Source organism: Microbacterium sp. CCNWLW41 (genome assembly GCF_037083505.1).
Genome location: NZ_JBAOJP010000001.1, coordinates 814,584 through 837,134, shown reverse-complemented (window position 1 = coordinate 837,134; position 22,551 = coordinate 814,584). Strand labels below are relative to the sequence as shown.

The 22,551-nt window shown below is 72.0% G+C and carries 19 protein-coding genes; 13 read left to right on the top strand and 6 right to left on the bottom strand.

All coding sequences use genetic code 11. The annotated features are described in order from the left end of the window. Positions 1-18: 18 nt before the first annotated feature. From V6R91_RS03715 to V6R91_RS03690, 6 genes are all read left to right on the top strand, one after another. A complete protein-coding gene (locus V6R91_RS03715; protein WP_336394237.1) occupies positions 19-1,167 on the top strand; it encodes a PP2C family protein-serine/threonine phosphatase in 1,149 nt (382 codons plus the stop codon). After that, positions 1,164-3,125: a glycosyltransferase family 2 protein gene (locus V6R91_RS03710; protein ID WP_336394236.1), complete on the top strand. Its 1,962-nt coding sequence runs from the start codon at positions 1,164-1,166 to the stop codon at positions 3,123-3,125. Before V6R91_RS03715 ends, V6R91_RS03710 begins: the two co-directional genes overlap by 4 nt. Then, positions 3,122-3,454 carry an STAS domain-containing protein gene (locus V6R91_RS03705; protein ID WP_336394235.1) on the top strand — a complete coding sequence of 111 codons (333 nt, stop codon included), beginning with the start codon at positions 3,122-3,124 and terminating at the stop codon, positions 3,452-3,454. Before V6R91_RS03710 ends, V6R91_RS03705 begins: the two co-directional genes overlap by 4 nt. Continuing rightward, on the top strand, positions 3,444-3,857 hold the full coding sequence (locus V6R91_RS03700; protein WP_336394234.1) for an ATP-binding protein: 414 nt from the start codon (positions 3,444-3,446) through the stop codon (positions 3,855-3,857). Before V6R91_RS03705 ends, V6R91_RS03700 begins: the two co-directional genes overlap by 11 nt. 82 nt (positions 3,858-3,939) lie before the next feature. Continuing rightward, positions 3,940-5,226 carry an Nramp family divalent metal transporter gene (locus V6R91_RS03695; RefSeq protein WP_336395033.1) on the top strand — a complete coding sequence of 429 codons (1,287 nt, stop codon included), beginning with the start codon at positions 3,940-3,942 and terminating at the stop codon, positions 5,224-5,226. 23 nt (positions 5,227-5,249) lie between these two features. Continuing rightward, entirely contained in the window at positions 5,250-5,885 is a 636-nt protein-coding gene (locus tag V6R91_RS03690) for a metal-dependent transcriptional regulator (RefSeq protein ID WP_336394233.1), read from the top strand. A 153-nt stretch (positions 5,886-6,038) separates the two neighbouring features. Here V6R91_RS03690 and V6R91_RS03685 read toward each other — a convergent pair whose 3' ends face one another. Continuing rightward, entirely contained in the window at positions 6,039-6,998 is a 960-nt protein-coding gene (locus V6R91_RS03685; protein ID WP_336394232.1) for an SDR family NAD(P)-dependent oxidoreductase, read from the bottom strand. A 40-nt stretch (positions 6,999-7,038) separates the two neighbouring features. On the opposite strand from V6R91_RS03685, the gene V6R91_RS03680 reads away from it, so the two are divergent. The 5 genes from V6R91_RS03680 to V6R91_RS03660 all read left to right on the top strand — a co-directional run bounded on the left by V6R91_RS03680 (position 7,039) and on the right by V6R91_RS03660 (position 11,948). Then, on the top strand, positions 7,039-7,848 hold the full coding sequence (locus V6R91_RS03680; protein WP_336394231.1) for an HAD-IIA family hydrolase: 810 nt from the start codon (positions 7,039-7,041) through the stop codon (positions 7,846-7,848). A gap of 35 nt (positions 7,849-7,883) precedes the next feature. Continuing rightward, positions 7,884-8,456 (top strand): YdeI/OmpD-associated family protein, encoded by a 573-nt coding sequence (locus V6R91_RS03675; RefSeq protein ID WP_336394230.1) that lies wholly within the window; start codon positions 7,884-7,886, stop codon positions 8,454-8,456. A 245-nt stretch (positions 8,457-8,701) separates the two neighbouring features. Next, the gene (locus tag V6R91_RS03670) at positions 8,702-10,030 is read left to right on the top strand and encodes an ABC transporter substrate-binding protein (RefSeq protein ID WP_336394229.1); all 1,329 of its coding nucleotides are present in this window, start codon (positions 8,702-8,704) and stop codon (positions 10,028-10,030) included. Between the two features lie 167 nt (positions 10,031-10,197). Further along, positions 10,198-11,052, top strand: coding sequence for a carbohydrate ABC transporter permease (locus V6R91_RS03665; RefSeq protein WP_336394228.1), 855 nt, complete (start codon positions 10,198-10,200; stop codon positions 11,050-11,052). Continuing rightward, on the top strand, positions 11,046-11,948 hold the full coding sequence (locus V6R91_RS03660; RefSeq protein ID WP_336394227.1) for a carbohydrate ABC transporter permease: 903 nt from the start codon (positions 11,046-11,048) through the stop codon (positions 11,946-11,948). The genes V6R91_RS03665 and V6R91_RS03660 overlap by 7 nt, the downstream gene beginning before the upstream one ends. On the opposite strand, the gene V6R91_RS03655 is transcribed toward V6R91_RS03660, so the two are convergent. Beyond that, positions 11,949-12,812, bottom strand: a complete 864-nt coding sequence (locus tag V6R91_RS03655) for a helix-turn-helix domain-containing protein (RefSeq protein ID WP_336394226.1) — start codon at positions 12,810-12,812, stop codon at positions 11,949-11,951. 94 nt (positions 12,813-12,906) lie between these two features. Between V6R91_RS03655 and V6R91_RS03650 the strand changes: the two genes are divergently transcribed. Continuing rightward, a complete protein-coding gene (locus V6R91_RS03650; protein ID WP_336394225.1) occupies positions 12,907-16,188 on the top strand; it encodes a DUF5107 domain-containing protein in 3,282 nt (1,093 codons plus the stop codon). Then, a complete protein-coding gene (locus V6R91_RS03645) occupies positions 16,185-17,489 on the top strand; it encodes a cellulase-like family protein (protein ID WP_336394224.1) in 1,305 nt (434 codons plus the stop codon). The genes V6R91_RS03650 and V6R91_RS03645 overlap by 4 nt, the downstream gene beginning before the upstream one ends. Before the next feature lie 119 nt (positions 17,490-17,608). Here V6R91_RS03645 and V6R91_RS03640 read toward each other — a convergent pair whose 3' ends face one another. The 4 genes from V6R91_RS03640 to V6R91_RS03625 all read right to left on the bottom strand — a co-directional run bounded on the left by V6R91_RS03640 (position 17,609) and on the right by V6R91_RS03625 (position 22,534). Continuing rightward, entirely contained in the window at positions 17,609-18,403 is a 795-nt protein-coding gene (locus V6R91_RS03640) for a S1 family peptidase (RefSeq protein WP_336394223.1), read from the bottom strand. Positions 18,404-18,530: 127 nt separating this feature from the next. After that, entirely contained in the window at positions 18,531-19,109 is a 579-nt protein-coding gene (gene pyrE / locus V6R91_RS03635; RefSeq protein ID WP_336394222.1) for an orotate phosphoribosyltransferase, read from the bottom strand. A 40-nt stretch (positions 19,110-19,149) separates the two neighbouring features. Continuing rightward, positions 19,150-19,980, bottom strand: a complete 831-nt coding sequence (locus V6R91_RS03630; protein ID WP_336394221.1) for a hypothetical protein — start codon at positions 19,978-19,980, stop codon at positions 19,150-19,152. A 274-nt stretch (positions 19,981-20,254) separates the two neighbouring features. After that, entirely contained in the window at positions 20,255-22,534 is a 2,280-nt protein-coding gene (locus V6R91_RS03625; protein ID WP_336394220.1) for a hypothetical protein, read from the bottom strand. Positions 22,535-22,551: the final 17 nt, after the last annotated feature.

Genomic DNA, 22,551 nt, shown 5'->3' with positions numbered 1-22,551 from the left:
TGACGACCGGGGGGTCAGTTGTTCGACGACGAAAGGCGCCAGCGCGCCATCGAGGCACTCGGGGTACTCGACACTCCGCCGGATGAGCGGGTGGACCGGGTCGCCCGGCTGGCGCAGGAGATGTTCGGCGTGCCGATGGTGAGCGTCACGCTCATCGACCGCGACAGGCAGTTCCGCAAGGCCCAGATCGGCCTGGGAGGGCGGGAGGCACCCCGGGAGGGCTCGTTCTGCGACGTCACCATCCGGCAGGAGGGCACGCTCGTGATCGAGGATGCCGCCACCGACGCCGCCTTCGCCGAGAGCCCGTTCGTCCTCGGCGACCCGCATCTGCGCTTCTACGCCGGCCACCCGCTGAAGGCACCGGGCGGCGAGCAGGTCGGCACGCTCTGCATCATCGACACCCGGCCGCGCACGCTCGACGATCGCGAGAGGGTGCTGCTGAAGGAGCTCGCGCTGTGGGTGCAGTCCGAGCTGACCGACGCCGACGAGCTCGACTACGCATCCGTCGTGCAGCGCGCCATGCTCCCCGCGCGCACCCCCGACGTCCCCGGGTACACGCTCGCCGCATCGGCGACGCCGGCGGGAAGCCTTCTGGGCGACGTCTACGACTGGCAGGTCGTGGACGGGCGCCTCCGGGTGGCCCTCGCCGACGTCATGGGCAAGGGCACGGGTCCCGCGATCGTCGCATCGGCCGTCAGGGCGTCGCTGCGCACTGCTCCCACGCGCTCCCTCGCCGACACCGTCTCGGAGGTGGACCGCATGCTCGAGGCCGACCTCGGCGGCGCGAACATCTTCGTCACGGCGGTCGCCGCCGACGTCGACCTCGAGACCGGCGGCGTCTCGTTCATCGACGCCGGCCACAGCCTCGCCTTCATCCTGCGGGCGCACGGCGAGTGGGAGCCGCTGCAGTCGACGGGGCTCCCGCTCGGCATGGGCTTCGACGAGACACGGATCACCTCGGGCGCCCTGCTCGCGCCGGGCGACGTCTTCATGGTGTGCAGCGACGGGCTCCTCGACATCCTCGACCCGGGCGACCCGTTCGGCCACGTGCACGACGTGGTGCGCGACCTCGGCCCGCACGGCGCGGTCGAGGAAGCGCGGCGTCTCGCGCTGCAGCAGGGGGCACCCGACGACGTCACGGTGCTCGTCGTGAGGCGGGATCCGTGACGGCGCGGTTCGTCTGGATCCGCATCCTCGCGCTGCTGTCGGTCCTGCTCGGGGTCAACTACATCGCCTGGCGCTGGCTCGACTCGGTGAACTGGTCGGCGTGGTGGATCGCGGTGCCGCTCGTCATCGCCGAGACGTACAGCCTCATCGACACCTTCCTGTTCTCGCTCACGATGTGGCGCGCACGGGAGCGCCCGGCACCGGTGTCGCCGCCGCAGGGCACGGTCGACGTGCTCATCACCACCTACAACGAGCCCGTCGACATGGTGATCGCCACCGCGCGGGCCGCGAAGCGCATCGCCTACCCGCACGAGACGTGGATCCTCGACGACGGCGCACGGCCCGACATGGCGGCCGCCGCGCGCGAGGCGGGGGTCGGCTACATCACGCGCTCGTCCGACTGGGACGGCAAGCCCCGGCACGCCAAGGCGGGCAACCTCAACAACGCGCTCTTCAGCACCGAGGGCGAGTTCCTGCTCATCCTCGACGCCGACCAGGTGCCCGACCCGCTGATCCTGCATCGCACGCTCGGCTACTTCGCCGACGACCCCGAGGTCGCACTCGTGCAGACGCCGCAGTGGTTCATGAACGTCGACGACGCCGATCCGCTCGGCAGTCAGGCGCCGCTGTTCTACGGGCCCATCCAGCAGGGCAAGGACGGCTGGAACGCCGCGTTCTTCTGCGGCTCCAACGCCGTGCTGCGCCGCGACGCCCTGATGCAGCTCGGCATCGTGGGGTACGTCCGCGACGTCGAGCAGTCCACCGCCCGCACGCTGCGCGCGGCGGAGGCGCTGCTGGTGAAGGCCGCGAGAGACCGCACCGCCGACCCGGCCGTGCGGCTCCAGCTGCGACTGCTCGGCGGCGAGGTCACCCAGGCGCGCGTGCGCCTGGACGCGGGCGATCCGATCGGCGAGGTGACCTACCGCGTGCAGTCGGCGGTCGACACGGCCTCCCGCGAGCTCGTGCGCGGCGATCTGGCCCGCATGCGGGCCGACCTCGCGTCGATCGGCGAGCTGCCGGTGCAGCGCGACGCCGAGCTCGACGCGGTCGTCATCGACGACGCCGGCCTGGACGCCCTCACGACGCGGGAGCTGTCGCCGCTCGGCGCCGTCGGGTCGGTGGCGGCCCTCCTGCAGGCGCTGCGGGTCGATCGCCCCGACGAGGCCCAGCCCGTCCAGCCGATGGCGACGATCTCCGTCACCGAGGACATGGCCACCGCGATGCAGCTGCACTCCCTCGGATGGCGCAGCGTCTACCACCACGAGATCCTCGCGCGAGGCCTCGCGCCCGAGGACCTGCGCACCATGCTGACGCAGCGGCTGCGGTGGGCCCAGGGCACGCTCCAGGTCATGCTGCGCGACAACCCGCTGGCCAAGAAGGGGCTCTCCACCGGCCAGCGGCTGATGTACTTCGCGACGATGTGGAGCTACCTCTCGGGCTTCACCGCACTGGTCTATCTCGCCGCACCGGTCATCTACCTCGTGTTCGGCGTGATGCCGGTGACCGCGTGGAGCGTGGACTTCTTCGCGCGGTTCCTGCCCTACTTCATCGTGAACCAGGTCCTCTTCCTGGTGGTCGCGAGGGGCCTGCGGACCTGGCGCGGCCAGCAGTACTCCCTCGCGCTGTTCCCGGTGTGGATCAAGGCGTGCACGTCGGCGTTCGCGAACGTGGTCCTCGGACGCCCGCTGGGGTTCGCGGTGACGAAGAAGGACGGCCGCGACGAGTCCGGACCGCCGTGGCGCGAGATCTGGCCGCAGCTGACCGCGATCGCCGTCCTCGTGCTGGCGCTGGTGATCGGCCTCGCCCGGCTGGCCGTCGGCACCTCGGACGGCACCGGCACCCTCGTCAACACCGTGTGGGTGGTCTACGACCTGGCCGTGCTGAGCGTCATCGTCCAGGCCGCCCTGTACCGGGGGCCGACGCGCCCCATCGCCCCGAAGCCCGAGGAGGCTCCGTGAATCTGACAGTGACGCCCGGGACGGACTACGCGCTCGTCCGTCCCGAAGGCCGGCTGACCGCGACATCGGTGCCGCGGCTGCGCCAGGCCGTGGACGAGCTCGTGGGCACGGGCAGCACGCGCATCGTCGTCGACCTCTCCGGCACCGAGTTCGTCGACTCGTCGGGGCTCGGCGCCCTCATCGGCGGGCTCAAGTCCGCCCGTCTCGCCGGCGGCGATCTGCGGATCGCGGCGGCGACCGAGCCGGTCAAGCGCGTGCTCAAGCTCACCAACCTGGATCGCGTGCTGCGCGATCACCCGAGCCCGGAGGCGGCATTCGATGGCGACTGAGGCCGACCTCCGCTGGGAGGGCATCGTCGACGACGCGCTCGTCGACCACGTGCACGACGCGCTCGACGAGCTCTTCCGTCGCACCGCGGGCGTGGGCGACGAGGACGCGATGCTGTTCCGCCTGGCGGTGAGCGAGGTGGCGGCCAACGTCGCCGAGCACGCGCAGGCGCGCGAGCCGATCCACGTGACGGTCGAGCTGGATGCCGACGACGAGGCGCTGTCGGCCGTCTTCAGTGACACGGCGGATCCGGCGCTCCTCGACCTCAGCGCCGTCTCCATGCCGGAGGCGGACGCCGAGTCCGGGCGCGGCCTCGCGATCGCGCTGGCCGCGTGCGACGAGCTCATCCACGAGACCGAGGGCGGCAACGTCTGGCGGCTGCGCCGCCGGCGCCGCGACACCTGACGCGCCACTTTTCGGCACACCGAAATCCGGGTATGGTTTCGGTGTGCCGAAAACTGCCGAACTCACGGATGCCCCCACTGGCGTGCGCCGGCGCGGCCTGACACTGCCGCGCCTGGCGTGGCTCATCGGCCCGGCGCTCGTGGCGGGCGTGGCGTACCTCGACCCCGGCAACGTCGCCAGCAACATGACCGCCGGCGCCCGCTACGGGTACCTGCTGGTGTGGGTGGTCGTCGTCGGCAACGTGATGGCGTGGCTCATCCAGTACCTCTCCGCCAAGCTCGGGATCGTCACCGGCCAGAGCCTGCCCGAGACGCTGGGGCGTCGCATCCGCAGTCCGTGGGGCCGCCGCGCCTACTGGCTGCAGGCCGAGCTCGTCGCGATGGCGACCGACATCGCCGAGGTGATCGGCGGGGCCGTCGCGCTGTACCTACTGTTCGGCATCCCGCTGGTCTGGGGCGGCGCGATCACCGGCGCCGTGTCGATCGGCCTGCTGCTCATCCAGTCGCGCAAGGGTCCGCGCCCGTTCGAGTTCGTCGTCATCGGTCTTCTCGTGGTGATCGCGATCGGCTTCTCGTTCGGCGTGCTCGTCGCGCCGCCCGACCCGGCCGGCGTCGCAAGCGGGCTCGTCCCGCGCTTCGAGGGCACCGACTCGGTGCTCCTGGCCGCCTCGATCCTCGGCGCGACGATCATGCCCCACGCGATCTACGCCCACAGCGCGCTCGCCCGCGACCGGTTCGCCCCGCGGCCGGCCGCCGCGTCGGCGCTGAGCGACCGCACCGCGCCCGACGCGACGCTGGCCGAGCTGCGCGGCATCTCGACCCGGCGCCTGCTGCGCGCGACGAAGTGGGACGTGACCATCGCGATGCTCATCGCGGGCACGGTGAACCTCTGCATCCTGCTCCTGGCCGCGGCCAACCTCGCGGGCGTCCCCGGAACCGACTCCCTGGAGGGCGCCTACGCCGCGCTGTACGCCGGGCTCGGACCGCTCGTGGCGACGCTGTTCGCCGTCGGCCTGCTGGCGAGCGGCCTGGCCAGCACCTCGGTGGGCGCCTACGCCGGCGCCGAGATCATGCACGGACTGCTGCACATCCGCGTGCCGCTGCTGGCCCGGCGCCTGGTCACCCTCATCCCGGCGCTGATCATCCTGGCGATCGGCTTCGACCCGACGGTCGCACTCGTGCTCAGCCAGGTGGTGCTGTCGTTCGGCATCCCGTTCGCGCTGGTGCCGCTGGTCGCGCTCACCGCCAAGCGCGAGGTGCTCGGCGGGTACCGCAACCGGGTGTGGACGACGGTCGCGGGGATCGCGGCATCCGTCTTCCTCATCACGCTCAACGGCGTGCTGCTCTGGCTCGTGCTGACGGGCGCGTGAGGCGGCCCCGGTACCCTTTTGACGTGCCCTCCCCCGCCGTCGACGACTATCTGAAGACGATCTACCACCACACCGAGTGGCAGGACGATCGCATCACCCCGTCGCAGCTGGCCGCCGAGCTGGGCCTCGCCCCGTCGAGCGTCACCGAGATGGTGCAGAAGCTCGCGGCGCAGGGCCTGGTGACCCATCGCCCCTACGGGCCGATCGCGCTCTCGGACGACGGCGTGCGCCGGGCGGCGGCGATCATCCGCCGGCACCGGCTCATCGAGACATGGCTCGTGCAGGAGTTCGGCTACGCGTGGGACGAGGTGCACGACGAGGCCGAGGTGCTCGAGCACGCCATCAGCGACCGGCTGCTCGAGGGCATCGACGAGCGCCTGGGGCGCCCGCGGTTCGACCCGCACGGCGATGCGATCCCGGATGCCGCGGGCGAGGTGCACCGCGAGCCCTTCGTGCTGCTGGCCACCGCGCCGTCGGGGCACGTGGGCCGCGTGCTGCGGGTGAGCGACCGGGACCCCGAGCTGCTGCGCGCGGTCGAGACGGCCGGCGTCGCGGTGGGCACGACGGTGACGGTGACGGACGCCGTCACCCTCCGCATCGGCGGAACCGACGTCGCACTTCCCGCCGGCGCCTCCGACGCCGTGTGGCTCACCGCCTGACACCCTCCTGCTCCGTCCGGGAGCACAGGATCGGAACATCCGGACGACACGCCGACAGCGGATGCCGCCACCCGGCGTGTCGCCGAAGACCTCCGACGCTGTGTCGGCTCGGCGCCGGCGAAGCCGAGCCACCGAGCGGTCAGCACCGAGAGGTCAGCGCCGGGCGGCGCCGATGCGGGCGGCGGCGTCGAACGGCCACCGGACGCCGGTCGCCTGCTCGGCCACCTGCCACAGCCGGGCGCCGACCTCGGGGTCGCGCGTGACCTTGGCGGCGGTCTGCTCCCGCGGCTCGCCGCGCGAGCCGGTGCGGGGGCCCCAGAATCCGCCGCTCTCGGCCTCGGGATCGGTCAGGGCGCGCACGAGCGGCCACGCCCCGTGCTCCTTGGACTGCGAGAAGGCCGACTGCAGGTTGTCGCGGAACCGCTTGGCGCGCGACGGCTCGTTGACGCCGACGATGCCGGGCGTGCGCCCGCCGATCGAGTACCCGGGGTGGGCGACGATGCTCGCGACGTCGACCCGCGCGGCCCGCAGGCGCCGGTCGGCCTCGAAGCCCAGCGCCGCGGTGGCGACCTTGGACTGCACATAGGCGCGCCACGCCGAGTAGTTCTCGACGAGCTGCGGGTCGACCGGGTCGTACGGCGTGAGCGAGGTCGACATGCTGCCGACCCAGACCATGCGGCCGGCGGCCTCGGCGAGCGCCGTCAGCAGCTCGCCGGCGAGGGCGAAGTGGCCGAGCGCGTTCGTGGCGAAGACGACCTCGTTGCCGTCGATCGTCGTCTGGCGCACCTTCGGCGGGTGGACGATCCCGGCGTTGAGCAGCACGCCGTCCAGGGCGCCGCGGCCGCGGATGCTGGCGGCGGCGGAGCGCACCGATCCGAGGTTGGACGTGTCGAGGATGAGCGGGTCGGTGGCGTCGGGCGCGGCATCCGGAACCCTCCTGCGGATCGCGGCGCGGGCCCCCGACAGACGATTCGGATGCCGCGCCGACATGATCACCCGCGCCCCCGCCCGCACCAGCTGCTCGGACGCGAAGTAGCCGAGACCGGTGTTCGAGCCGGTCACCAGATACACCCGACCCGCCAGGTCGGGGAGGCTGCGGGGGTCCCACGTCACGGCTTCGACCCTACGCCTGCCCGCCGCCTAGTCTGGACGCATGCGCACCCGGTCCGACATCGATTGCTGGCTCACCGACATGGACGGCGTCCTCGTGCACGAGAACACGCCGATCCCGGGGGCTTCAGACCTGCTGCAGCAGTGGCGCGAGCAGGGCGTGCCGTTCCTGGTGCTGACCAACAACTCGATCTTCACGCCCCGCGACCTCGCCGCCCGGCTGCGGGCCTCCGGACTCCTGGTGCCCGAGGAGTCCATCTGGACGTCGGCGCTCGCGACGGCGGACTTCCTGAAGTCGCAGATGCCCGGCGGGACGGCGTTCGTGATCGGCGAGGCGGGCCTGACGACGGCGCTCCACGAGGCCGGGTTCATCATGACCGAGACGAACCCCGACTACGTCGTCGTGGGCGAGACGCGCAACTACTCGTTCGAGGCGATCACGAAGGCGATCCGCTTCATCGGGGCCGGCGCCCGCTTCATCGCGACGAACCCCGACGCGACCGGTCCGTCGACCGAGGGCGTGCTGCCTGCCACGGGTGCGATCTCGGCGCTCATCACCAAGGCCACCGGCATGGAGCCGTACGTGGTGGGCAAGCCCAACCCGATGATGTTCCGCTCGGCGATGAACCGTCTCGGCGCCCACTCCGAGAACACCGGCATGATCGGCGACCGCATGGACACCGACGTCGTGGCCGGCATCGAGGCGGGCCTGCACACCGTGCTCGTGCTCACCGGCATCAGCGACGCCGCCGAGATCCAGCGCTACCCGTTCCGCCCCGACGAGGTGCTGGGCTCGGTCGCCGACCTGCTCGACTCCGAGCCGGTCGAGTCCGAGGACCCCGAGCTGCTCTGACCCTCACGTCGGGGCTCACCGATAGGGTCGCGAGCATGGGAGCGCTCGACGACGGCGAGAAGGTGGAGGCGACGGATGCCGCCGCCTGGCGCCGTTGGCTCGCCGAGAACCATCGCACCTCCAAGGGAGCGTGGCTCGTCCGCGCCCGGCCCGGCTCCGGGCTCGAGTTCGTCGGCTACGAGGACGCGATCCTGCAGGCGCTGTGCTTCGGGTGGATCGACGGGCCGGTCCGCTCCTTCGACGAGCAGCGCGGCGGGCTGTGGTTCGCGCCGCGGCGTCCGTCGAGCGGATGGGCAGCGACGAACAAGGCGCGGGTCGCGCGGCTCGAGGCCGACGGGCTGCTGGCGGAGGCCGGCATCCGTGCCATCGAACTCGCCAAGCAGAACGGCGCGTGGACCGTGCTCGACAACGCCGAGGCGCTGCGCGAGCCCGACGACCTCGCCGCCGCCCTCGACGCCGAGCCGACCGCCCGCGCGGCGTGGGACGCCTTCCCGCCGTCGACCCGCAAGGTCGGCATCGGCGCCGTCGACTCCGCCCGCCGACCCGAGACGCGCGCCGCGCGCATCGCGAAACTCGTGGCCGACGCCGCCGAAGGGAAGCGCCCATGATCTCCGACACCGAGCAGACGCTGCTCCTGCTGACGAGCGCCGTCATCCTGCTCGGCACGCTCACCGTGATCCTGTGGCAGTGGTGGCGCAATCGCGGCAAGCGCGACTGACCCGCTCCACCGTCGCTCCATCGGATCGTCCAGGTGGTGGCGCGCTTCGCCCATGTTCCCTGGCGTGACACCGACGTAATCTCGGTGCGCACCATCCAGACGAGGCTGTCCCGTCTGCATCGCAAGGGAGCATGTATGTCCATTTCCACTCGTCGTCGCACCCGAGCGGCGGCCCTTCTCGCCGGCGGCGTCGCCGCCGTCCTGACCCTCGCCGGATGCGCAGGCGGGTCGGGTTCCGACCAGCCCGCAGACGGCGAGCCCGTCGAGATCACCTTCCAGTCGTGGGTGCCGAACATCGACCGTGCCGTCGACGCGTTCAACGACGCGCACGACGACATCCACGTCGAGCTCGAGACCATCACGGCCGGCCCCGACGGCGGCTACGCCACGATGCTGTCGGCGGTCCAGGCCGGCAACCCGGCCGACGTCGTGCAGCTGGGCTACGACGCCATCCCCGACTTCCTCATCAACGACGCCCTCGAGGACATCACCCCGTACGTCTCCGACGCCGAGGAGAAGTTCGTCCCCTGGCAGTGGCAGACCGGTGTCTTCGGCGACAAGGTGTACTCGATCCCGCAGGCGTCGGGGCCGCTCGGCCAGTTCTACCGCGCGGACATCTTCGCGGAGCTGGGCATCGAGTACCCCGAGACGTGGGACGAGTTCTACGAGGCCGCCAAGGTCGTGCGCGCCTCGGGCCCGGACCGCTACATCACCGCCTTCGCGTTCAACCAGGCACCCTGGATGATCGGCCTCGCGCAGCAGGGCGGCGCCAACTGGTTCGTCGCCGAGGACGACGCCTGGACGGTGTCGATCGACGGCGACGAGACGATCAAGGTGGCCGAGTTCTGGCAGAAGCTCATCGACGAGGACCTCGTGAAGGTGGAGGCCGACTTCTCCAGCGAGTGGAACGCCGACCTGCAGAACGGCAACATCCTCACGTGGATCTCGGGCTCCTGGGCCGACGCGATCCTGCGCGGAACCGCACCCGACACCGCCGGCAAGTGGGCGGTCGGCGCCATGCCGCAGTGGAACGCCGGCGAGAACGTCTCGGCGACCTGGGCCGGCGGCTCGGCCAACGCCGTGCTGAAGGGCTCGAAGCACCCCGAGGAGGCCGCCGAGTTCGCGGTCTGGCTGAACTCGAACACCGACAGCGTCAGCATCCTCACCGAGATCGGCGCCGGCTGGCCGTCGATCGTCGACACCGGCGCGATCGCGTCGCTGCAGGACGCGCCGGAGGTGTTCGACTTCTACGGCGGGCAGGACATCTGGGACGTCTTCGCCGAGTCCGACAAGGCCGTCGACACGTCGTGGGCCTGGCCGCCGCTGTCGTCGACGCTCTTCGCGAGTCTCACCGACAACGTCAAGGCCGCCGTCGACGCGGGCACACCGCTGCCCGAGGCGTACGCCAAGACCCAGGCCGACATGGTCGCGGCGCTCGAAGAGCGCGGCATCTCGGTCGACTGACACCGATGGGGTGGGCTGCACGGCGGCCCACCCCGTCGCCATTCCCTGGGAGAAGACCCGTGAGTCTCGCTGTCCGCACCCCTGCGCCCGCCGTCGGGCCCGCGTCCGAATCCGCACCTGTCGCCCCACGCCGCCGACGACGCCTGCCGGGCGCGGTATGGGTTCTCGTGCTGCCCTTCGTCGTCATGTTCGCCGCGTTCTTCGTGGCGCCGATCGTCTATGCCGTCGTGCAGAGCATGTTCACCACGCGCAGCTCCGGGCTCGGCTACGGCGCTCCCGAGACGGTGTTCGTCTTCCTCGACAATTACGTCCGCGCGCTGTCCGACCCCACGTTCGTCGAGAGCCTGGGCCGCCTGGTGCTCTTCTCGGCGATCCTCGTGCCGCTCATGGTGGTCACGGCGCTGGGGCTCGCCCTGCTGCTGGACTCGGGGCGGGCACGGCTCCCGCGGATGTTCCGTGTCATCTACTTCTCGCCCTACGGGGTGCCCGGTGTCGTGGCCACGCTGCTGTGGGGCTTCCTCTACGTGCCGGCGACCAGTCCGGTGCTGCAGGTGCTCGGGTTCGCAGGTGTGAGCTTCGACCCGCTCGCCAGCGGCACGGTGCTCTTCTCGATCGCCAACATCGCCCTGTGGGGCTTCGCCGGCTACAACATGGTGATCCTCATGGCGGCGCTGAACGCCATCCCCTCCGAGCTCTACGAGGCCGCGCGCGTCGACGGCGCCTCGGGCTGGGCCACGGTCTGGCACATCAAGCTGCCCCTGGTCCGGCCGTCGATCATCCTGGTCACCGTCTTCACGATCATCGGCACGCTCCAGCTGTTCGTCGAGCCCCTCGTGCTGCGCCCGCTCACGACAGCCATCAGCACGACCTACACGCCGAACCTCGCCGCCTACAACCAGGCCTTCGCGCAGGGCAACCCGAACCTCGCCGCGGCGATGGCCGTCATCGTCGCGATCCTCGGCTTCGCGTTCTCGTTCGGCTTCCTGCGGCTCGTCAACCGGAAGGGGAACCGCGCATGGTGACCTCGGCACAGCCCCGGATGCAGTCCACGACCCAGCCCCGGATGCAGTCCGGCACCCGCGGCGGTGTGAGCACCGTCGCCGTCAACGCGGTGCTGATCGTCGCCGGTGTCTACTTCCTGCTCCCGCTGGTGTGGGTCGTGATCGCAGCGACCAAGTCGCCCGCCGACCTCTTCGGCACGTTCGGCCTGTGGTTCTCCGACTCGCCGCAGGCGTGGGAGAACCTCGTCGCGCTGTTCACCCAGGACGGCGGCGCCTTCACCCGCTGGGTGCTCAACAGCATCATCTACTCGGGCGTGGGCGCCTTCGTGGCGATGGTGCTCTCGGCGGCCTGCGGCTACGCGATCGCCAAGTTCCCGTTCCGCGGACGCGAGGCGCTGTTCTCGGTGATCCTCGGCGGCGTGCTGGTGCCGGCGACGGTGATCGCCCTGCCCCTGTACTTCCTGCTCAACACGTTCGGGCTCACCGGCACCTACTGGGCGGTGCTGCTGCCCAGCATGGTCAGCCCGTTCGGCGTCTACCTCGCCCGCATCCATGCGAACGCGAGCGTGCCCGACGAGGTCATCGAGGCGGCGCGCCTGGACGGCGCCGGCGACCTGCGCATCTTCGCATCGATGGCGACCCGCATGATGATGCCGGCGATGGTGACGATCTTCCTCTTCCAGTTCGTGACCATCTGGAACAACTACCTGCTGCCGCTGGTCATGCTGAACGACACCTCGACGTTCCCGGTCACGCTCGGGCTCACTCTCTGGAACGGCCAGACCCAGCGCGACCCGATGTTCTACTCGCTCGTCGTCGCGGGCTCCGCCGTATCGGCCCTGCTGCTGGTCGCCTTGATGACCGCACTGCAGCGGTTCTGGCGCGCCGACCTCACGGCCGGTGCCACGAAGGGCTGATCAGCCCTTGCGCAGTTCCCGGTACGCGCGCGGGCTCATGCCGTGCGTCCGCCGGAACTGGCGTGAGAAGTAGAACGGATCGTCCATGCCCACCTGCCGGCCGATCTCGGCGACCGGCAGGTGGGTGGTGTCCAGCAGCGCCCGGGCACGCGCCATCTTCAGCGCGTTGTGATGGGCGAGCACGCCTCCGCCGGTCGCCTCGCGGAAGAGCGCGGCGAGGTGCGACGGCGAGACGCCGACCATCGCGGCGAGCTCGGGCACCTGCACCCGGCCCTCGATGCGGTCTTCGAGATAGCGCATCGCGCGTTCGACCGGTGCTCCCTCGCTCGGCAGCGCGCGGTCGACCGCGAGCTGCGTGAACAGCCGCCACGCCATTCCCGACGTCGCCGCCAGGCGAGCGGGGGTGGTGTCGCGCGCCAGCGCGACCGAGATCTCGTCGAGCAGCGAGGTGACGCGGTCCACCTCGCGCAGCGAGAGGGTGACCCGGTCGCGACGGATGCCGGCAGCCTCGACGAGTTCGGGCACATCGGTGCCGCGCACATGGCACCACCAGATGGTCCAGGGCTCGTCGGCCGCCGCGCCGTAGGAATGCGGCATGCCTCCCGGGAGCACGATCGCCGTCGAACTGCCGACGCGCAGGCGGGCCCCGCCTGCCTCGACCCAGCCCGAGCCGGCGACGCACACGATGACGATCGTCTCCTCGGCGCCGCTCGGGCGATGACGCCCGTGCAGCTCGGCCCGCGGGAAGTATCCGGCATCCGTCACCAGGATCCGTCGCGTGACGGGGCGCACAAGTGCGGCCTCCACGAGGGGGCGCGGCACGACACTGAGCCGCTGCCGCTCGAAGCCGTCGGCGCGTTCCATTCCGGCATCTTGCCATACGGCGACCAGCGGATCATCCAGGTTCGACGTGCGTTCTCCCATTGTCGCGCGGACCTGCGCGCCGTACTTTTGCCAGGTGACTTCCCCCGCCGACGCCCCGAGCCGCATCGAGCTGCCCGCCGCCCCCGCCGACCAGGCGCGCCTCCTCGCCGCCGGCGGCGTCGCCTGCTGGAGCGAGCCGGTGTCGATCGACACCTACGCGGCCGGTGAGCCGGACCCGTTCCCGCTGTTCCTCGACCGCCGGGTCTACCAGGGGTCCAGCGGCAAGGTGTACCCGCTGCCGATGATCGACAGCGTCGCGCACGAGAAGGCGCCGCGGCTGTGGCAGGCGATCCATCTCGAGAACGCCTACGTGCGCCTTCTGCTGCTGCCCGACATCGGCGGCCGCATCCACATCGGCTACGACAAGGTCGCCGGCTACGACTTCTTCTACCGCAACAACGTCATCAAGCCGGCGCTCGTCGGACTGGCCGGTCCGTGGATCTCGGGCGGCGTGGAGTTCAACTGGCCCCAGCACCACCGGCCGGCGACGTTCCTGCCGGTCGACGCGCGCATCGAGCGCGAAGACGACGGCGCGGTCGTCGTCTGGCACAGCGACCTCGATCCGCTCCAGCGCATGCGGGGCGTGCACGGCGTGCGCCTGCGGCCGGGCTCCTCGCTCATCGAGCTCGAAGCGGCACTGCACAACCGCACCGACGTGCCGCAGACGTTCCTGTGGTGGGCCAATGTCGCCGCGCGCTCGCACGACCAGTACCAGTCGTTCTTCCCCGACGACGTCGCCTATGTCGCCGACCACGCCCGGCGCGCCATCACCGCCTTCCCGCGGGCGGACCGGCCGTACTACGGCGTCGACTACCCGGCGCGCGCCGCCGAGCGCGCCGACGCCGACCGCATCGACGTCTACAGCAACATCCCGGTGCCGACGTCGTACATGATCACCGACACCGACGACGACTTCTTCGGCGGCTACGACCATGCCGCCGACGCCGGCTTCGTGCACTGGGCCGACCGGGCGATCTCACCCGGCAAGAAGCAGTGGACGTGGGGCGACGGCCCGATCGGCCGAGCGTGGGACGATCAGCTCACCGACGGCGACGGCCCCTACGTCGAGCTCATGGCGGGCGTCTACACCGACAACCAGCCCGACTTCAGCTGGCTGCTCCCGGGCGAGACCAAGCGCTTCCGCCAGTACTGGTACCCGATCCACGGCACCGGCCCGGTCCGGCAGGCGACGACGGATGCTGCGCTCGGCGTCCGCGCCGACGGCGACGGCACGCGCATCACGGCGATCGCCACGCGTTCGCTGCCCGGCGCCTCGATCGAGCTGCGGCGCGGCGGTCAGCTCGTCGAGGCGTGGACGGCGGATCTCTCGCCGGATGCGCCCTTCACGGCGGGCGCGGCGATCCCGGCGGACGCCCCGGAACTCGAGGTGCGGGTCATCCACTCCGGCGCGCCTCTGGTGGTGTGGCGCGCCCCCACCGGTGACGCCGGCGAGCCGTGGGCCGCGACCGCGCCCGACCAGCCGGAGGACATCCCGTCGAACGACGAGCTGTACGCCACGGCGGTGCACCTGCTGCAGTACCGACACCCGACGCGGTCCGCGGTGCCGTACCTGCGCGAGGCGCTGCGCCGCGATCCGGGCGACTCGAGGGCCGCCACCGCGCTCGGCGCGTGGCACCTCGCGCGCGGACAGTACGCCGAGGCGCTCGAGCTTCTCACCGCGGCGACAGACCGGCTCACCCGCCGCAACCTCAACCCGCGCGACGGCGAGACGGCGTACCTCCTCGGTCTCGTCCACGAGCGGCTGGGGAACGACGACGCCGCCGATCGGTGGCTGGCGAAGTCGGGCTGGAACGCAGCCTTCGCCGGGGCGGCGGCCCTGGCGCGCGCACGCATCGCCCTGCGCACCGGGTCCCCGACCGCGGCTCTCGCGCTGGCGCGTGCCGCGCGCGCCATCCCGGAGGCACGCCGGATCGAGGCGCTCGCACTCTCGCGCCACGGCGAGGACGCGGCATCCGTCGCCCTTCTGTCCGATCTGCTCGCCGACGACCCGCTCGACCCGGCGACGCGGGCGCTGGGGGGCGACCTGACCCGGCGCGACGCGCGCACCGCCCTCGACGTCGGCGCCGAGCTCGCCCGTGCCGGCGCGTACGACGAGGCGCTGGCCGCAACGGCGCTGGACCTCGAGGCCACTCCGTCGGCGGGGCGCGCCGGTCCGCTTCGCCACTATCTGCGCGCGCACTGGTTCGAGCGCGCCGGGCGGGCGGATGCGGCGGCCGACGAGCGGCGGTCCGCGCGTGCGTCGTCGGCGGCGCTCGCCTTCCCCGCGGGCCTGGATCAGTACGACGCTCTGGTCGCGGCGATCGACGCCGACCCGACCGACGTCGTCGCGTGCGGTCTGCTCGGCATGTGGCTGCTCGACGCGCACCGCGAGGCCGACGCGCTGCAGCACCTCCGCGCGTCGACCGCCGGCGGATCGACAGACCCCGTGGTGTGGCGCAATCTCGCGATCGCTCTCGTGGCTGTCGCCGACGATGACGAGGGTGCCGACGCGGCCCTCGCACAGGCGCTCGCCCTGCGACCCGAAGCGCGCCTCGTCTTCGAGCGCGACGTGCTCGCCGAACGGCGCGGAACGGATGCCGCCACCCGCCTCGCCATGCTCGAGCGGCACGCCGCGCTTCTCGACGTCCGCGACGACCTGGCTGTGCGCCACGCGAACCTCCTGCTCGATGCGGGGCGCGTCGACGACGCCTGGCGCCTGCTCAGCACACGGCGGTTCCGCCCCTTCGAAGGCGGCGAAGGACGGGTGATCGCGGCGTTCGATCGCGCCGCGTGCACGCTCGCGGAGCGGATGCTCCCGGCGTCGCCGGCAGAGGCAGCGGCCCTCCTCGAGGCGGGATTCGTGCCGCCGCGGTCGCTCGGCGAGGGACGGCACCCCGCTGAGCGTCCGGTGCGGCGGTGGGTGCTCCTCGGTCTCGCGCGCGAAGCGGCCGGCGACCCCGCCGGCGCCGCCGACGCGTGGCGCGAAGCCGTCGCGCCGACGCCGCTCGCCGTCGACCCGCGCCCTGCCGACGAGACCACGTACTGGGAGGGCATCGCACACCTGCACCTCGGCGACGCCGCTGCGGCGAGCGCCGCCTGGGACGCCCTCGACGCGCGCGCGGCCGCCCTGCGCGCGGCGAGGGACGAGATCGACTACTTCGCCACCTCGGTGCCCGAGCTCACGCCCTTCGACTCCGACACCGCATCGACCCGGGCTGCGACGGCGGACGAACTGGAGCGGCTCGCCGCACGAGGGCGCGCGCGGCAGGCCGCCTCGGCGACCGAGGTCCGCACCGCGGGAAGGATCGACGCATGACCGAGCGCTACCTGGGATCCGGCACGATCGAGCGCGACGAGTCGTCCCTCACCGGACCGGTGCCGGCGCACCTGCCCCAGCGGCTCACGATCACCCTGTGGGACTTCTCCTGGTACACGCAGGCGGGTCCAGGCGAGCCGTTCGCCGATCTCGGCGCGGCGATGGCGGATGCCGCATCCCTCGGCTACAACGCCATCCGCATCTGCGCCGCACCGCTGCTGCTCTTCGGCGGGCTGGGGCTCGACGACCTCGCCCGCGACCTCGAGATCGAGGGGCTCGGAGCCTCCCCCGCCGGCGGGTACTTCGGCCAGCGCACCCGCTGGTACGACACTCCGGGCGGCTTCCGCCTCGATCTGCGCGCACGACTTCTGGCGCTGTTCGAGGCCGCCGCGGCGCACGGCATGGTGATCATCCTGGCCAGCTGGGAGTACCAGCAGTCGACCGCGTTCGCCGCCTCTCCCGCATGGTTCCACGCGATCGACGCGGTGCCGCTCGCCGAGCGCTACCGCGTCCTCTCCGCTGCGTGGGACGCGATGATCGGGTGGCTCACCGACCACGGCCACCGTGAGCGGATCGCACTCGTGGAGCTGCACAACGAGGTCGACTTCTCGATCCTGCCCGCGCTCGAGGACGGCGGAGCGGAGGAGGTGGCGCGGCTGCGGGCGCAGCATCCGGATCTGCTCATCACCGCCAGCTACGGCAAGCCGCCGCACCTCGCCATGCACCGGCTCCCCGACGGACTGGGTGCCGCGCAGTTCCACGTCTACAGCTACGGCGTGCTCGACGCCCTGCAGCAACGGGTCGACATCCGGTCGGAGGGCAGCGAGGGCTTCCCCAATGCCGCGCTGCGTTCCCTGCTGCGTCCGGATGCCCCGCCGGTCGCGGACTACGGCCGCGCCGAGGAGTGGAAGTACCGCGCGACCGTCGTCACCGACCAGATGATCTACGGCTACGACTGGATCGACCCCGCCGCGTGGGACGCCTGGCTCGTCGGCCACAACCCGCCGTACGAGCAGGTCATGCGTCGCGAGATCGCCTCGCGCACCATCGCGATCGCCGCGTGGGCGCGCTGGCAGGGTGTTCCGGCGATCGTCGGGGAGGGCTGGGTCGGCTACACGCCGCTGCACGGGACGTTCGAGGAGGGCCCGATCGGCCGCGCCCTGGCCGAGCACGGCGTGCGCACCGCCCTCGATCACGGCGTGTGGGGCGTCGTGCTGTGCTCGAACGCCGCGCCGCACCACCCGATGTGGCAGCTGCGGGACTGGCAGCGCGAACTCAACGCCGAGATCCTCGCCCGCTGAGGCTCCGGTCCCGAGCGCTCAGCGCCCGACCCGCCGCCGCATGCGTCTTGCCCCGGCAGGCGCGGCTGAGGCATCGGGCGCGGGGGCGGCGAATGCCTCTCCCCACGCCCGAGGCCGCGTCAGCCGGTGAAGGTCGCCAGCCAGTCGAGGTCGTCGGCGCGGTCGACGCGGTACACGCCGCCGGTTCCCGCACACGTCGAGTTCTTGCCGAAGGAGGTGACCCCGGCGATCACGTTGGAGTCACCGATGAAGTTCGGCCCGCCGGAGTCGCCGGAGCAGGTCCCGCCGGTGTGCGCGTTGTTGGAGAGGATCAGCGAGCCGTCGCCGGTGTAGCCGGTGTTGATCGAGATCAGCTTGGGGTAGGACACCATCCGGAGGCGCTCGGCCTGGGTCTTCCACGAGGCCGCGTCGGGGAAGCTCTTCTGCAGTCCGTAGCCCACGGCGGTGAACGTGACGGACTTCTTGTCGGTCTTCAGCGCGTCCAGCTGGTTCAGCGTCGGCAGCACGCCGTACTCGTCGACGTAAACCGGCTCGTCGAGCACCACGACGCCCAGGTCGTGGAGGTAGAACAGCGCGTCGTCGTACTCGGGGTGCGTGTACGGCGTGCCCGACACCTCGCCGGTGTTCGGGTACTGATGGGCGGCGGCATCCCGCAGGTCGTCGTCGAACCAGATCTGTACCTGGTCGGCCCCGAACGTGCAGTGGCCGGCGGTCAGATACAGCGTCGGCGAGATCAGCGTGCCGCTGCAGCGCCACATGGGCGTGCCCTCTTCATCCTGGGCGACCATGATGCCGACGTGGGGATGGCCGTCGCCGTCGGGAACGCCGTCGGTGATGGCCTGGGCCGGAGAGCCGATGGACAGGAACAGCAGTGCCGCTGCGGTTGCAGCGAGAGCGAGCGCGGGTTTGCGCATTCCACACCCCTTCCGTGGGTTGCGGACGAGCATGCCATCGCCATCGGACAGTCGACAAGCGGACACACTCGGCTCGCGCGAGTGCGGCGCCTTCCGGCGACCGCCGCGCCGATCGACGGCCCGCGGGCTACTGCGGTTCGAGGCCGAGGTCGTCGAGGTCGATCGCGGCGAGCCACTGCAGGCCCTCGGCCTCGACGGCCGCCTGGGCACCGGTCTTGCGGTCCACGATCACGGCGACGGCGACCGGCTCGGCGCCCTCGCGCCGCAGCGCCTCGACGGCCTTGAGCGCCGACTGGCCGGTGGTCGAGGTGTCTTCGACGACGACGACGCGCTTGCCCGCGACATCCGCCCCCTCCACCTGGCGTCCGCGCCCGTGGTCCTTCGGCTCCTTGCGCACGACGAACGCGTCGAGCGGCTTGTGGGTGCGCGCCGACTCGTGCATGACGGCGTTCGCTATGGGATCCGCGCCGAGGGTGAGTCCGCCGACCGCGACGATGCCGTCGACGTCGCGGATGAGGTCGAGCATGATGCGCCCGATCGACGGCGCCGCACGGTGGTCGAGCGTGAGCTTGCGCATATCGACGTAGTACGTGGCCTTCTTGCCGCTCGAGAGGGTGAAGTCCCCGTGGAAGACCGCCTCGTCCTGGATCAGCGCGATCAGGTACTGGCGGTCGGCTTCGAGGGCGGGCGTGGAGGCGACGGTCATGCCGTCGAGTCTACGGATGCCGCGCCCCGGCCGATGCGGGTCACTCGGCGAGCGGGCGCCCGCTGAGGGCGGCGGCGTCGCGCGCGGACGCACGCGGAGCGACGGCGTCGCGACGCTCGTCGGGGCCGGTCGCACCGGGCGGCAGGAGCGCGGCCACAGCGCGCGCGACCGCCGGATCGTCGGCGGCTCCCGCGAGCGCCGCGGTCCGGCCGAGCGCCAGATTCGCCGCCGCGGCGGTGCCGACGTCGTCCGAGTCCGCCATCTTCTCGAGCTGCGCCGAGGCCGCGCCGATCACGCCGGCGCCGAGCAGGCTCTGCAGCACGTCGCGGTCGCCGAGTCCGGCGGCGATCGCCGCGTCTTCGGGCGCCGTGCGTAGGAGTGCGACCGGGTTCGACTCGAGCGTCAGTCCCGGCCGCGCCGCGAACCGCGCGACGAGCTCGTACCGCCCGGGCGCCGGGAAGAGCGGGGCGCTCCCCGCCGACAGCAGCGGCACGGAGGCGACGAGGCACTCCCCCGGCGCCAGTTCGACCGACCGCGGCGCGGAGTCGACCGGCCAGGGCCACGCCGCCCGCACGGGCCGGCCGCCGGGCGGCGTGACGAAGATCTCGAGGTCTCCCTCGACGATGTTCAGCCGCGCGCTCACCGTCGCCGCCTCACGCGCGACGAGCTCCGCGTCCGCGTAGGCGATGCGATCGAGGGGAACGGTCCATGCGCCCGCTGCACTCGCCCGCGGGCCGCTCCGCGCCTCTGCCCCGGGCGCGTCTCCGCGCGCCGTCCCCGGCGCGTCGCCGGGGGCCGTGCCGCGCGCGGGCTCGGCCGAGGCCGGCCAGAGCCGCAGCTCCAGCCCGCCGCCGTCCGCGTGCTTCGTCACGGCTCGATCCTTCCCCTGGACGGGCTCTGTGTCACCCTTTGCAGGAGAATCCGCCCTCCACAGGACGCTGAAGCGTTCCAACCTCCTGTGGAAGGCGACATCTCCTGTCGAACCGGCGCGGGGCCCTCGCTGAACGCGCAGCGCAACCTCCCGCCCGACCGTCTCCGGGCTCTGTGTCACCTCCACAGGAGAAACCGCCCTCCACAGGACGCTGAAGCGTTCCAACCTCCTGCGGAGGGCGATTTCTCCCGTCGAACCGCAGCCATACCCGCGATCAGCGGCCCTCGGGCGACACGAAGTCCGCCGCGATTCGCTCGGCCTCGGCGACGTCCTTGCCTGCCGCCGAGCGGGCACCGCCCTTCGCGCGCGCCTTCAGCGCGGCGATGGTGTCGGCGACGACCGGCGCCTGCTTCTCCGTCGGGCTCGCGACGGTCACCGCGAGTGCGGCGACACGCTCGGCCGACCGGCCCTGCAGCGCGAGCTCGAGGAAGTGCGCCGCGTCGTCCGGAGTGGCCTCGCGCACGTCGCGGGTGCGGAAGTCCGAGAACGACCGCGCCAGCGCGTTCGCGAGCACCAGCGCTCCAGCGGCGCCGGTGTCGGAGTCGCTGTGCTGCTCGGCCAGGTCCGTGAGGACCGCGCGGGCGGAGGCATCCGTCGCGAAGTCCCCCAGCGCGATCGCACGGCCCACGCCCGGCGTGAGCGTCTTCGCACTGATGTCGACCTCGGCATCGGAGGCAGGGCCCCGCACGTCGACCGTCACCGGCGCGGAGCGCACCGTGGTCACCGGATCGACCTCCAGCTGGGCGGCGACCGTGTGGCGTCCCGGCTCGGTGAAGGTCACCCCCTGGTTGGTGAAGAAGACCTGCACGTGGTTGCGGATCGACTCCCCCGGCTGCAGGACGGTCATCGGCCGCGGGCCGCAGCCGATGGCGACGTCGACCAGATGCTGGAGCGAGTGGTCGGGCGGCGTGTGGAGGAAGACGAGGTCGCCCTCCGACAGGTTGATGAGCGTCGTGACGGTGCGCGCCTGGTCGGAGACGTTCGTCAGCACGACCTCGGCGGTGACGTACTCGCCGACGAACGCCTGCGCGGGCATCGCGACCGTCAGCTCGAGACCGTCGTCGCCCTGGTCGCCCCACAGGCCCGCGGCGTCCACCGGCGCGGGCAGCCCCGCCGACAGGTCGCCGTGGCCCCAGCCGAAGTTCTTCCAGCCGGGTCGCACCTGCGGGTCGGGCGAATGGATCAGCGACGTGCGGTCGTGGTCCGAGAACAGGAACGAGGCGTTGCCGGGGTACGGGTTCGCCGAGGTGGCGAAGCCCATGACGTCGCCGGTCTGGTTCATGATCTCGGTGCCGATGCCCGGGTTGTGCACGTCGTGCTTCGGATGCCACAGGTTGAAGGCGTGCCCCGCCTCGTGCACCAGCGTGCGCAGGAACGCCGCCGGCACCTCGTCCAGCGGTCGGCCCCGCGCGCCGGCGGCGATGAAGGAATCGTTGCCGAGCCGCACGTCGGCGAACCCGGCGGCGCCCTCGCGCGGCACGGTGTCGTCGTCGAACATGATCCCGAACAGCCCGCCCTGCGCCGACCCGACGAACAGCCACAGGCGCCAGCCGTCACCGGCAACCGCCTGCCGGTGCCCCGTCATGAGCGTCGCGAGCTCGGCGTTGGTGAGCGCGGCGTCCTCGGGCACGTTGATCTCGTCGGTCACGACGGTGACGTCCCATCCGGCCGACGCGTACACCGAGCGCACCGACGCCGCCGCGCCCGAGCCGATGGTGGCGGATGCCGGGAACGCGCGGTTCACCATCGCATCGACCTCGATGCGGCATCCGCGGTACATCGGCGAGGTCTTCGACGCCGTGACGTTCGTGACCGTGCCGCCGATCGACAGCGTGCCCGTCATGCGCTGCGACGAGCCCAGCAGGGCGCTGGTCGCGGTCACCACGAGCGGGCGCCGGCAGCGCAGCGTGAGCGTTCCGGTGTCGGTCGAGACGAACTCCTGCGTGGTGCGGTTCCACAGGTGTCGCACGATCTGCACGGTGAGCGTGCCGCCGGAGTAGGTCGCGCCGTTGGAGCGGAAGTACCAGGTGTACTGGGATGCCGGGAACGCCGGGTACCAGCGCAGGTTGAACGCCGTGAGCTCCGACAGCACCGGCGCGTCGTCCTCTCCCGGATCCGGCTCGGCACCGTCGGCCTCGGCGTCCCCGCCGAACGGCTGCGGTCGGGGCTCGGGCAGCGGGAACGGCAACGGGCGCTCCACCTCCGTGAGCACGGGAGGGAAGACGCGGCGGGAGTACATGTCGCCCGAGACGCGCAGTGACGACGCGCCGACCTCGATGCGCATGGCACCGCGCACCTCGGGGCCGAACACGGTGCGCCGCTCGAGCTCGAGCAGCCAGGACCCGTCGAGCGTGCCGATGGGGCACGCGCGGGTGAGCATCTCCGGGCGGATGACGGGATCGGGGAGGATGAGCTCCCCGTCGGCGTCGAACTCCAGGGGCGCGGAGTCGTGGGCGGCTTGCGCCCCGTGGCCGCAGCCGCAGTCGTGGTCCATGGTGGGTCTCGCTTTCC